The sequence below is a fragment of the Microbacterium songi genome (genome assembly GCF_042747925.1).
GTDB lineage: Bacteria > Actinomycetota > Actinomycetes > Actinomycetales > Microbacteriaceae > Microbacterium.
The window spans coordinates 413,098-424,771 of record NZ_JBHZIE010000001.1; the positions used below are offsets into that span (position 1 = coordinate 413,098).

General features: G+C 68.7%; 12 protein-coding genes. 7 read left to right on the forward strand and 5 right to left on the reverse strand.

The window, feature by feature from the left end; translation table 11 throughout:
* Positions 1-68 precede the first annotated feature (68 nt).
* Complete coding sequence (locus tag ACFM35_RS02150; protein ID WP_378837763.1) at positions 69-1,328, forward strand: sensor histidine kinase; 1,260 nt, start codon at positions 69-71, stop codon at positions 1,326-1,328.
* The gene (locus tag ACFM35_RS02155) at positions 1,325-2,008 is read left to right on the forward strand and encodes a response regulator (RefSeq protein ID WP_378837765.1); all 684 of its coding nucleotides are present in this window, start codon (positions 1,325-1,327) and stop codon (positions 2,006-2,008) included. Before ACFM35_RS02150 ends, ACFM35_RS02155 begins: the two co-directional genes overlap by 4 nt.
* 15 nt (positions 2,009-2,023) lie before the next feature.
* Here the strand turns inward: ACFM35_RS02155 and ACFM35_RS02160 are convergent, their stop codons facing one another.
* The gene (locus ACFM35_RS02160) at positions 2,024-2,491 is read right to left on the reverse strand and encodes a DNA modification methylase (protein WP_378837768.1); all 468 of its coding nucleotides are present in this window, start codon (positions 2,489-2,491) and stop codon (positions 2,024-2,026) included.
* Positions 2,492-2,632: 141 nt separating this feature from the next.
* Here ACFM35_RS02160 and ACFM35_RS02165 point away from each other — a divergent pair, with 141 nt between their 5' ends.
* Both ACFM35_RS02165 and ispD read left to right on the forward strand, forming a co-directional pair.
* Positions 2,633-3,115 carry a CarD family transcriptional regulator gene (locus ACFM35_RS02165; RefSeq protein WP_378837770.1) on the forward strand — a complete coding sequence of 161 codons (483 nt, stop codon included), beginning with the start codon at positions 2,633-2,635 and terminating at the stop codon, positions 3,113-3,115.
* Between the two features lie 22 nt (positions 3,116-3,137).
* Positions 3,138-4,331 (forward strand): 2-C-methyl-D-erythritol 4-phosphate cytidylyltransferase, encoded by a 1,194-nt coding sequence (gene ispD, locus ACFM35_RS02170; protein ID WP_378837773.1) that lies wholly within the window; start codon positions 3,138-3,140, stop codon positions 4,329-4,331.
* A gap of 34 nt (positions 4,332-4,365) precedes the next feature.
* On the opposite strand, the gene ACFM35_RS02175 is transcribed toward ispD, so the two are convergent.
* Together ACFM35_RS02175 and ACFM35_RS02180 are read right to left on the reverse strand one after the other, a co-directional pair.
* Positions 4,366-4,830 (reverse strand): GNAT family N-acetyltransferase, encoded by a 465-nt coding sequence (locus ACFM35_RS02175; RefSeq protein ID WP_378837776.1) that lies wholly within the window; start codon positions 4,828-4,830, stop codon positions 4,366-4,368.
* A gap of 1 nt (position 4,831) precedes the next feature.
* Entirely contained in the window at positions 4,832-5,764 is a 933-nt protein-coding gene (locus tag ACFM35_RS02180) for a DMT family transporter (protein WP_378837778.1), read from the reverse strand.
* Positions 5,765-5,827: 63 nt separating this feature from the next.
* On the opposite strand from ACFM35_RS02180, the gene cysS reads away from it, so the two are divergent.
* From cysS to ACFM35_RS02195, 3 genes are read left to right on the forward strand one after another with little or no spacing between them, the layout of a single operon-like run.
* Complete coding sequence (gene cysS / locus ACFM35_RS02185) at positions 5,828-7,288, forward strand: cysteine--tRNA ligase (RefSeq protein WP_378837780.1); 1,461 nt, start codon at positions 5,828-5,830, stop codon at positions 7,286-7,288.
* On the forward strand, positions 7,288-8,283 hold the full coding sequence (gene rlmB / locus ACFM35_RS02190; protein WP_378837783.1) for a 23S rRNA (guanosine(2251)-2'-O)-methyltransferase RlmB: 996 nt from the start codon (positions 7,288-7,290) through the stop codon (positions 8,281-8,283). The genes cysS and rlmB overlap by 1 nt, the downstream gene beginning before the upstream one ends.
* A 60-nt stretch (positions 8,284-8,343) precedes the next feature.
* A complete protein-coding gene (locus tag ACFM35_RS02195; RefSeq protein ID WP_378837785.1) occupies positions 8,344-8,985 on the forward strand; it encodes an NAD(P)-dependent oxidoreductase in 642 nt (213 codons plus the stop codon).
* A gap of 26 nt (positions 8,986-9,011) precedes the next feature.
* Here the strand turns inward: ACFM35_RS02195 and ACFM35_RS02200 are convergent, their stop codons facing one another.
* Both ACFM35_RS02200 and ACFM35_RS02205 read right to left on the reverse strand, forming a co-directional pair.
* Complete coding sequence (locus ACFM35_RS02200; RefSeq protein WP_378837788.1) at positions 9,012-10,334, reverse strand: DUF4032 domain-containing protein; 1,323 nt, start codon at positions 10,332-10,334, stop codon at positions 9,012-9,014.
* Between the two features lie 72 nt (positions 10,335-10,406).
* A complete protein-coding gene (locus ACFM35_RS02205) occupies positions 10,407-11,510 on the reverse strand; it encodes an ABC transporter ATP-binding protein (protein ID WP_378837790.1) in 1,104 nt (367 codons plus the stop codon).
* Between the last annotated feature and the right edge of the window lie 164 nt (positions 11,511-11,674).

An 11,674-nucleotide genomic window follows, 5' to 3' on the forward strand; every position in this document is an offset into this window, starting at 1 on the left:
AACCGGTCCGGCGGGCTGACAGACGGTGACGAGCGGGCGCCCGGATTCGCGCCGTCTACGCTGAAGACATGGAAACGACGCAGCTTGCGCTGCTCGCCCTGGTCGTCGGGGCGATCATCGGCAGCTCGGCGTCGATCATCGTCGTCGCTGCCCTGCGTGCTCGTGACCGTCTCCGCGCGGAGACGTCGCTGAGCATTCCCGAGGGCGTGCGTGATGTGCTGCATGTGATGGACGACGCCGCCGTCGTGGTCGACACCTCCTCGACGGTGCTCGCCGCCTCGCCGCCCTCCGCCCCCTTCGGGATGCTCGAGGGGGAGGTCCTGCACAGCGCGGAGCTGCGGGCGCTGGCTCGGCAGGCGCGGGGCACCGCGACCGCCGCCACCGCGACGATGCGACTGCGTCGCGGCGCCCCGCCCGCCGAGCCGCGCCTCGTCGCCGCCCGGGCGATGATGATCACCCCCCGACTCGCGCTCGTCGTCTTCCGCGACATCACCGAGCGCGAACGGGTGGAGGAGATGCGCCGGGACTTCGTGGCGAACACGAGCCACGAACTGAAGACCCCCGTGGGGGCGGTGATGCTGCTCGCCGAGGCGATCGAGTCGGCCGCCGACGATCCCGATCAGGTGCGCAAGTTCGTCGCACGGCTGTCGGCGGAGGCTTCACGACTGAGCGGGCTCACCTCGCGCATCATGAGCCTCTCCCGCCTGCAGGCGGCGGACGAACTGGACACCGACAGGGAGGTGTCGGTCGACGAAGTCGTCACCTCTGCACTCGAGGCGCACGCCATTCAGGCGACGTCGTCGGGCGTGGATGTGGTCCGCGGAGGCGAGCGCGGGCTGTATGTGCGCGGCGACGCCCAGGTGCTCAGTGAGGCGCTCGGCAACCTCATCGCGAACGCGATCGCCTACTCGCCCGCCGGATCGACCGTCGGGATCGGGGTGAAGGCCGCCGACGGGATCCTCGAGATCGCCGTCACGGACCGGGGCATCGGCATCGCCGAGGCCGAGCAGGATCGCGTGTTCGAACGCTTCTACCGTGCCGACCAGGCCCGGTCGCGGCGGACCGGAGGCACGGGACTTGGCCTGTCGATCGTGAAGTACGCCGTTCAACGACACGGCGGCGAGGTGAGACTGTGGTCACGCCCCGGTCGCGGGTCGACCTTCACCATCCGTCTTCCGCTGGTCGCCCGGCCGGACGATCAGCCGGACCGCAAGAAGAGGCGACCGGCCAAGAAGAAGAAGCAGAGCTACCCGCCGTCGGCGGCCGACACCGCATCCATGAAGGGCGGCACGGAGCAGTTCGTGTCGCCGAACGGAGAAACACCATGACCCGCGTTCTGATCGTCGAAGACGAACCCGATCTCGCCGACCCTCTGGCGTACCTGCTCAAGCGGGAGGGTTACGAGGTGGAGATCGCGGAGGACGGCCCGTCGGCCATCTCCACGTTCCACGAGCGCGGGGCCGACATCATCCTGCTCGACCTGATGCTGCCCGGCATGCCGGGCACCGAGGTCTGCCGGCAGATCCGGACCACGTCCAATGTGCCGATCATCATGCTGACGGCGAAGGACTCCGAGGTCGACATCGTCGTGGGTCTCGAGCTGGGAGCCGATGACTACGTCACCAAGCCGTACTCGTCGCGCGAGCTCCTGGCGCGCATGCGGGCCGTGCTCCGTCGCATCGCGACGTTGGATGCCGATCTCGATGAGCGCATCCTGCAGGCCGGCCGTGTGACCGTCGACATCGATCGCCACACCGTGTCGGTGGACGGTCGTGAGATAGCCATGCCGCTGAAGGAATTCGAGCTGCTCGAGGTGTTGATGCGCAACACCGGGCGGGTCCTCACGCGCGGCCAGCTGATCGACCGGGTCTGGGGCACCGACTACTTCGGAGACACCAAGACGCTGGATGTGCACATCAAGCGCATCCGGTCGCGCATCGAGCATAAGCCGAGCGACCCGACCATGCTGGTGACGGTGCGCGGGCTGGGCTATCGGTTCGAGAGCTGACCGGGACGAGTCGCGTCAGGGGGCGAGCGGCCGGAGGTACGACAGCTGACCGTCGAGCACCGGCACGTACGTCGTGACGGTGTCGGCATCGCCCGACTGGAACGACATCTGCACATCGGTACCCGGAACGGCGTCGATGTCCTCCAGCGTGAGCGGCTCGTGGTCGTCCGATCCGAGGCTGACCACGCTGTTCGCGGGCACGCGAACGGACTTCGACACCACGCCCGGACCGAGGTCGATGTTGAGCACCTGCGCGTCCGAGGTCTGGTTGACGATCGCGGCCACGAGGTTTCCGACCGTGCCGTCCTCGTTCGCGACGATCAGCGCGTTGCGCACCTGGAGGGGACCGGAGTCGGGGATGTTCACACCCTCGGCGGCGGAGTACTCGATCGTCGTCGCCTGCGGCGAGATCAGAGCGCATCCGCTCGTTCCGACGAGGACGGCGACGCCCAGAGCGAGGGACGCGATCAGGCGCGATTTCACGGATCCTCCAAGAGAGCTTGCTGCTGTCCCTGCATTCTATGGGGTGCGGATGGCCGCCCGCTGGTCGCCCGGGCGCCGGCCGCGGCACCTTAGTGTATGCGCCCTGTGGTATCCTGGAGTTTGCCGAAAGGACACACCTGCATGCTTTTTGAGGTTGGCGAAACGGTCGTTTACCCCCATCACGGGGCGGCCACCATTGCGGAAGTCAAGACCCGCATCATCAGAGGCGAAGAGAAGATCTATCTCAAGCTTCGCGTCACTCAGGGTGACCTGACTATCGAGGTTCCGGCGGACAACGTCGACCTCGTGGGCGTTCGAGACGTGATCGGCAAAGAAGGACTCGAGCGGGTGTTCGAAGTGCTTCGCGCTCCCTTCACCGAGGAGCCGACCAACTGGTCGCGTCGGTACAAGGCGAACCTCGAGAAGCTCGCCTCCGGCGACGTCATCAAGGTCAGTGAGGTCGTTCGAGACCTGTGGCGTCGCGATCAGGACCGCGGTCTTTCTGCGGGAGAGAAGCGCATGCTCGCCAAGGCACGTCAGATCCTGATCTCCGAGCTCGCCCTGGCCGAGAAGACCGACGAAGAGCAGGCCGGCGTCGTCCTCGACGAGGTCCTCGCCAGCTGACCGGGCAGGCTAGATTCGAGGCGTGAGCATCACGCCCGTGCCTCGGACAGCCGTCATCGTCGTCGCCGCCGGCTCAGGCAGCCGGCTGGGTGCGGGTGCGCCGAAAGCGTTCGTCGGCATCGACGAGCACACCATTCTGCGCCACGCACTCGACGGCGTCCTGGCGGCGCCCACGGCGCAGGTCGTCGTCGTCGTGCCGGAGGACCGCGTCGGAGAGGCCCTCACCGACGCCGATTCGGCGGCGGGGGACCGTCGTGATCTCATGACGATCGTGGCGGGTGGCGAGACCCGGCAGAAGTCGGTGATGGCCGGCCTCGCGGCCGTGTGGCCCGACGTGGATGTCGTCCTCGTCCACGACGCCGCGCGCGCCCTCACCCCACCCGACGTGTTCGCCCGCGTGATCGACGCTGTGCGCGGTGGGGCGTCGGGCGTCGTCCCGGTGCTCCCGGTGATCGACACGATCAAGCGGGTCGACGCGGACGAGATCGTGGCCGCCGTGGATCGGTCGGAGCTGGCGGCGGCGCAGACGCCGCAGGGATTTCCGCGCGGGATCCTCGACGACAGCTATCGCGGCGTTGCACAGGAGTACACCGACGACGCGGCGCTCGTCGCGGCCGCTGGTCACCGCATCGTGACCGTGCCGGGAGACGCCTCGGCCTTCAAGATCACCACGCCCGCCGATCTCGAAAGAGCGCGAGGGCTCATCACTCCTCGTCACACCGACCCCGATCGGGTGGCGGCCGGGCTGCCGCGGGTCGGTATCGGTACGGATGTGCACGCGTTCGGCGGCGACGGCGACCTGTGGCTGGGGGGCCTGCGGTGGGCGGACGAGCAGGCTCTCTCGGGGCACTCCGACGGCGATGCGATCGCGCACGCGATCGTGGATGCGCTGCTGGCGGCGGCCGGCCTCGGCGACATCGGCACGCACTTCGGCACGGATCGGCCCGAATATGCGGGTGGGCACGCCGAGGCCTTCCTCCGCCGCACTCGCTCCCTCCTCAGGGAGGCCGGCTGGGAGGTCGGCAATGTGTCCGTTCAGGTGCAGGCCAATCGACCGCGGTTCTCCGCCCGCCGACTCGAAGCCGAGGCGGTGATGTCGGCCGCGCTGGGCGGAGCATCCGTCTCCCTCAGCGCCACGACGACGGACGGCCTCGGCTTCACCGGCCGGGGTGAAGGCGTCTCGGCGTTCGCCGTCGCGCTCGTCTTCCCGATCTGAGGGTCCGCCGCGGCACGCACGGTGACGGATCGATTCACAGGGTGCGCGTCATGAACACCGAGAACGGGTCGTCGACGTACGGCGGGAACGGTGGGCACCGCTGGAAGCCCTCGCTCTCGTAAAGACGTTGCGCGGGGAGGAAGTCCGGGGTCGAACCCGTCTCGAGCCACAGGCTGCGAACTCCCCGTCCCTCGGCTTCGGCGACGATGTGGCGCAGGATCCTCCGCCCGACGCCGGTTCCACGGAAGCGGTCGTGCACCCGCATCGACTTGAGCTCACCGCGGTCGTGATCGAGCATCGACAGCGCGCCGATCCCTGCCACGTGGTCGCCGATCCACGCGGACCAGAACGTGATGCGCGGCCCGCGCAGTGCGTCGACGTCGAGAGCGTGGACGCTCTCGGGTGGCGAGGTGTCGCGCATACCGTCGAGGTGAGCCGCGACCAGGGCACGGGTGTCCTCACCGCTGAGGTCGTCGAGACGGATGACGAGGTCGGTCACCTCATGCCTCCACGGCGAACGGGATCGGATCACGGGGACGCCTCGAGCCCCACGCGAGCAGAGTCAGGCCGCAGGCGAGCACGATCAACCCCGCCACCGCGAGAGCGCTGAGGCGCTCGTCGAGGACGGTGATCCCCAGCACGGCCGCGGTGAGTGGCTCGCCGAGCGTCAGCGTCGCGGCGGTGGCAGCGGTCAGGCCGCTCAGCCCCCATGTGAACAGGACGTACGCGATCGAGATCGTTCCCACTCCGAGCCAGAGCGCCATGACGAGTCCGGGCGTCGTCGCCAGCCACCGCAGGTCGACGAACGGCAGCGCACACGCACTGATGAGCGCGGAGCTCGCCCCCATCGCCCCGACCACCGTGAACGGATCCCAGCCCCCGTCGAGCAGCCGCCGCTGTGCGTTCGCGATGACCGCGAAGGTGGCGCCCGCCCCCACGCTGCCGGTGATCCCCACAAGGTCGGCCCCCGATGACGCTCCCGCCTCGCCGCCGAAGCCGAGCATGACGACGCCCACCGTGGCCAGCGCCGTCGCAGACATCCATGTGGCACGGGGCAGCCGGCGCGTCAGAGCCCATTCCAGGAGTCCGGCCAGGATGGGAGCGGAGCCGAGCGCGATCACGGTTCCCACCGCGACCCCGTTGCGGGCCGTGCCCAGGAAGAACAGCGGCTGGTACAGGGCGAGGCAGAGGCCGGTCGACGTCATCAGGAGGAGCGGACGGATGCCGAGGGCCGGGCGCGGCGCGGCCTCCGCCCGGCGTCGTGCGTGGCGCCGGGCGAGAGCGAAGGCGAGGACGGCGAGACCGCTCCCGCCGATGACCAGGCGCACCGCGCCGATCGACAGCGGTGTGGTGTCGTCGGGACCGAGCGCCTGCGAAGTGCCGGTCGTGCCGAACAGCACGGCGGCGGCGAGGACGGCGAGGACGGAGACCACCCCTCTGTTCTAGCCGATCGTCACACCCGGGTCGCGCACATACCCCGCCGGTAGGCTGGGTGGGTGACTGTTCGGCTGTACGACACCAAGGCGCAGGCCCTGCGCGACTTCGCGCCTGCGCGCGCCGACGACGTCACGATCTATGTCTGTGGACCGACGGTGCAGTCGGGGCCCCATATCGGGCATCTGCGCGGCGCGCTCGCGTTCGACATCCTGCGTCGATGGCTGGCCCACCGGTTCGGGAGGGTCACCTTCGTCCGCAACGTCACCGACATCGACGACAAAGTGCTCGCGAACGCCACCGCAGAAGAGCCCTGGTGGGCACTCGCGTACCGCATGGAGCTCGAGTTCACCCGGGCGTATGCCGCGATCGGCATCCTCCCGCCGACGTACGAGCCGCGCGCGACCGCATCGATCCCGCAGATGCAGGAGCTCATCGCACGGCTGATCGACGAGGGGCATGCCTATGCGGCGGCCGGCGACGTGTACTTCGACGTGCGATCGTGGAGCGAATACGGCTCGCTCACGCGCCAATCGCTCGACGCGATGGAACCGGCCGAGGACGCCGACCCGCGCGGCAAGCGCGACCCTCACGACTTCGCACTCTGGAAGGGCGCGAAGGGCGGCGAGCCGTCCAGTGCGGTCTGGGAATCACCGTGGGGAGCGGGTCGGCCCGGGTGGCACATCGAGTGCTCCGCGATGTCACGGCGTTACCTCGGTCCGCAGTTCGACATCCACGGCGGTGGCCTCGACCTGCGCTTCCCGCACCACGAGAACGAGCTGGCGCAGTCCACGGCAGCAGGAGACCCCTTCGCCCGCTACTGGGTGCACAACGGGCTCGTCACCGTGAACGGGCAGAAGATGTCGAAGTCGCTCTTCAACTTCGTGCTCGCACACGACGCCCTGCGAGACCGTGACCCGCTCGTCGTGCGGTACGCGCTCGGCGCGGCCCACTATCGATCCAACCTGGATGTCTCGGACAAGACCTTCGATGAGGCCGAGGCGGCACTGGAGCGCATCCGGACGTTCCTGCAGCGCGTCCGCCGCGACCCGGACGCGGATCCCGCCGCCCTGTCGCCGGGCGCCCTGCCCGAGACCTTCACGGCCGCACTCGACGACGACCTGGGCGTGCCCCAAGCGCTCGCCGTCATCCACGAGACCGTGAGGCGAGGCAACTCTGCCGTCGACGCGCACGATATCGACGGCGCCGTCGACGCGGCGCGCTCTGTCGTGGCGATGCTCGACATCCTCGGGCTGAACGGCCTGGGCGGCTTCGCGGCCGCGACCGCGGACGGCTCGGCCGAGGCATCCGCCCTCGACGCCCTGGTGCAGACGATGCTGCGCCAGCGCGCCGATGCCCGATCTGCGAAGGACTGGGCGGCCGCCGACCGCATCCGCGATGCCATCGCGGCGGCGGGCATCATGCTGGAAGACTCGACCGAGGGCACCTCGTGGTCCCTCGCCGCCGCCGGTTCACGTTCCGACGGCCCCATAGACACTGACTCACACACCAAGGAGAACTGATGGCCGGCAAGCCAGGGCGCCCGGGCGCCGCCAAGGGCAAGAAGGGCCCGCTCAAGGGCACGGGCGGCAAGAACAAGCGCTCACTCGAAGGCCGTGGGCCGACGCCGAGGGCGGAGGACCGCGCCTGGCACCCCGCCGGAAAGCGGAAGGCTGCCGAGGAGCGCTACGCCGCTGCGGGCGGGCGGGGCAAGCCCGGCCAGGCGCCGAGCGGCGGGCAGCGCCAGTCGCGGGCCAAGAAGGACGATGACACCGAGGTCGTCACCGGCCGCAACTCCGTGCTCGAGGCGCTCCGCGCGAAGATCCCCGCGACGGCTTTCTACATCGCGCAACGGGTGGAGATGGACGACCGCGTCAAGGAGATGCTGTCGATCGCCACCCACCGTGGCATCCCGGTGATGGAGGTCATGCGTCCCGAGCTCGACCGGATGGCCGGATTCGACGGCGTCCACCAGGGCGTGGCGCTGAAAGTGCCGCCGTACGAATACGCTCACCCGCAGGACCTCCTCGAGGAGATCATCGACAAGGGGCAGCTTCCGCTGTTCGTCGCTCTGGACGGCATCACCGACCCCCGCAACCTGGGCGCCATCATCCGTTCCACCGCCGCGTTCGGCGGACACGCGGTGATCCTGCCCCAGCGCCGGTCCGCGAGCGTCAACTCGGCGGCGTGGAAGACGAGCGCCGGTGCGGCCGCGCGCATCCCGGTCGCGATCGCCTCCAACCTCACGAGCATGCTCAAGGAATTCAAGAAGCAGGGGGTGTTCGTACTGGGGCTCGATGGCGGCGGCGACATCGCGCTTCCCTCGCTCCAGCTCGCCGACCGCCCGGTCGTGATCGTCGTGGGTTCTGAGGGCAAGGGGCTCTCTCGTCTCGTCACCGAGACGTGCGACCAGATCGTGTCCATCCCGATCGCGAGCACGACCGAGTCGCTCAACGCCGGGATCGCGGCATCCGTGGCGCTGTACCAGGTGGCCACCACCCGCGCCTCCTCGGAGTGACACCCGACTGATCCGTTCCATCGAACACATCCGCAGCATCCGCTCGTCGAAAGGGAGACCATGCCACGCATCGCCGTCATCGGAGGAACCGGCTACGCCGGACGCCACATCGTCGCGGAGGCCGTGGATCGCGGACACACCGTCGTGTCGGTTGCCCGGAAGGTGCCGTCGGAACGTGTCGAGGGCGCCACGTACATCGAGGGCACCCTGCTCGACGTACCGTCGCTGGTGAGCGAACTCGAGGGTGTGGACGTCGTGGTGTCGGCGGTGGCCGCGCGAGACGATATGCAGGGCTTCTTCCGCCCGGCGATCGCGGAGTTCGTGGGCTCTCTGCCGACGACGGTGCGCATCGGTGTGATCGGAGGCGCCGGGGGCAGCCTCGTCGCGCCCGGTGGTCCCCGACTCGTCGACACCGAGGGTTTCCCCGAGGAGTTCAAACCCGAGGCTCACGAGGCCTACGGTGTGCTCGAAGATCTGCAGGCCTCCGACTACGGCCACGACTGGTTCTACATCCACCCGGCCGGCGGCTTCGGCGCCTGGGCCGCGGGGGAGCGCACCGGCTCGTATCGCGACGGCGGAGATGTGCTGGTCACCGATGAGGCGGGCGAGTCGTTCATCTCGGGCGCCGATCTCGCGGTCGCTGTGCTCGACGAGATCGACGAGCCGCGGCACTCACGGGAGCGGTTCACCGTCGGCTACTGACGCCCAGGGCGCGCCGGCGCGGCGACTCAGACCAGATCGCGCCAGTCGACGCCCTCGTCGTCGTCGTCGAGAACCGGCTCTTCGTCATCGGAACCCGTCGTGATCATCGGGATCGACATCGTCTCGGTGGGTGGGCCCATGACGGTCGCCTCGTCGCGACGGTGTCGCAGCACATCGTCGATGTACGACGTGAGCACTTCGGCCAGGGGTACGGCGCGTCCTCGAGCCTGCGACATGTACCACCGGTGCTCGAGCACCTGGTGGTACACCTCGGCGGGCTCGAGCTTCGCACGCAGGTCGAAGGGGATCGCCTTGACCACGGGTTCGAATGCGCGGGTGAGCCATTCGTGGGCCACCATCTCCTCGTCGGAGCCGAGCCGTGAGATGCGCGCGCGGAACTCGTCGAGGTCGTTCAGCAGCCGTCTGGCCTGGTTCTCCTCGACGTCGAGCCCGGTCAGTCGGATGAGTCGACGCTGGTGGTGCCCGGCGTCGACCACCTTGGGCTGGATCGACACGCGCGTTCCGTCGGCGGTCGACTGGATCGACATCTCGTCGATGTCGAAGCCGAGTCCGTTCAGCCGCTGGATGCGCTCGGTGATGCGCCAGGCCTCGTCCGACGCGAACGTCTCCTGATCCGTCAGCGCCGCCCAGAGCGATGCGTAGGACGACATGATCCCGTCGGCGATGGCGACCGCGTCGACTCCGCCCTCGAGTCGTCCGCCCGCCTCGAGGTCCATGATCTCCCCGGCGATGTTGGTGCGGGCGATGTCGAGGTCGTGAGCACGCTGCCCGGGCGTGAGGCCGCCTTCGTGCAGCTCCCCGGTCTCGGCGTCGACGAGGTAGGCCGCGAACGCGCCTGCGTCTCGGCGGAACAGGGTGTTGGAGAGCGACACGTCGCCCCAGAAGAAGCCCACGTTGTGAAGTCGTACGAGAAGAGCGGCGAGGGCGTCGACCAGACGAGTCGCCGTGTCGGGCCGGAGCACCTGGGTGAACAGCGCGCGATACGGGAGGGAGAATTTCAGGTGCGCCGTCACCAGCGCTGCGGGCAGCACCGTCCCCGCGGCATCCGTCCGTCCTGCGATCACGGCGATGCGTTCGACGCACGGAACATCCAGTCGAGCGAGGTTGCCGAGCATGTCGTACTCGCGACGTGCCATCTCCTCGGTCGTTTCCTTCACCGCGATGACCCGTCCGGCGAGGCTCGAGAAGCGCACGAGGTGGCGGGAGAGTCCCTTCGGCAGGAAGACGATCTCGCTCGACGGCCATTCGCCGAGGGGGGTGGGCCAGGGGAGCGTCAGCAGGTCCGGATCGAAGGAACTCGCGGTGATGCTCAGTGCGTCAGGTGACATGCTTCTTCCCGTTAACCGGCAACGGCGCGAGTGGGTCTGTGACCCACCCGCGCCGTTGCCGTCGATCGAATATCAGGCCGCGGCGATCGCCCGGTCGGTCAGACGCTCGCCCGACTCGGCGTCGAACACGTGGACGTGTCCGGGCACGGCGGCCAGGATGACCGTGTCACCGGCGTTCGGGTGACGACGACCGTCGACGCGCGCGACGATGTCGGTGCGCTTGCCGTTCAGCTCTGCGTGACCATACAGGTAGCCGTCGGCGCCGAGCTCCTCGACGAGGTCGACGACCACGCTGAGACCCTTGCCGTCAGCCGGGCCGACGACGATGTCCTCGGGGCGCACACCGATCGTGACCTCGGAGCCGTTGGCCTTGCCGAGCACGTCCGCCTCGATGGGCACGTTGCCGTTGCCGAAGACGACGCCACCCTCGGTGAGGGCTGCGGGGAACAGGTTCATCGCCGGCGAGCCGATGAAGCCGGCGACGAAGACATTGCGCGGCTTCTCGTACAGGTCGCGGGGCGTTCCGACCTGCTGGAGGAGACCATCCTTGAGCACGGCGATGCGGTCACCCATGGTGAGCGCCTCGGTCTGGTCGTGCGTGACGTAGACGGTCGTGACACCGAGGCGGCGCTGCAGCGACGCGATCTGCGTGCGGGTCTGCACGCGGAGCTTGGCATCGAGGTTCGACAGGGGCTCGTCCATGAGGAACACCTGCGGCTGGCGGACGATGGCGCGACCCATGGCGACACGCTGACGCTGGCCACCCGAGAGGGCCTTCGGCTTGCGGGTCAGGTACTCCTCGAGGTCGAGCAGCTTGGCGGCTTCGAGCACGCGGGAGGCACGCTCTTCTTTGCCCACGCCGGCGATCTTCAAGGCGAAGCCCATGTTCTCTGCCACGGTCATGTGCGGGTAGAGCGCGTAGTTCTGGAAGACCATCGCGATGTCGCGATCCTTCGGGGGGATGTCGGTGACATCGCGGTCGCCGATGAGGATGCGACCGGAGTTGACCTCCTCGAGACCTGCGAGCATGCGCAGCGAGGTGGACTTTCCGCAGCCGGACGGGCCGACGAGCACCAGGAACTCGCCATCGGCGACTTCGAGGCTGAGCTTGTCCACCGCGGCACGCGTGCCTCCGGGGTACAGGCGGGTTGCGTTGTCGAATGTGACGGACGCCATGATTGTTCTCCTTCACCGGCAGGTACGTGCCGGACGATCCGTAGTGAGGATGAGCGGACCGCAGCCCGCACGCCCATCATTGGACGCTCGATCATTATGGCACGGCAGTCTGACAAGCCGCCGGGCGGATCCGCGGCTTTTCCCGCGGGAGCGTCTGGGCATTT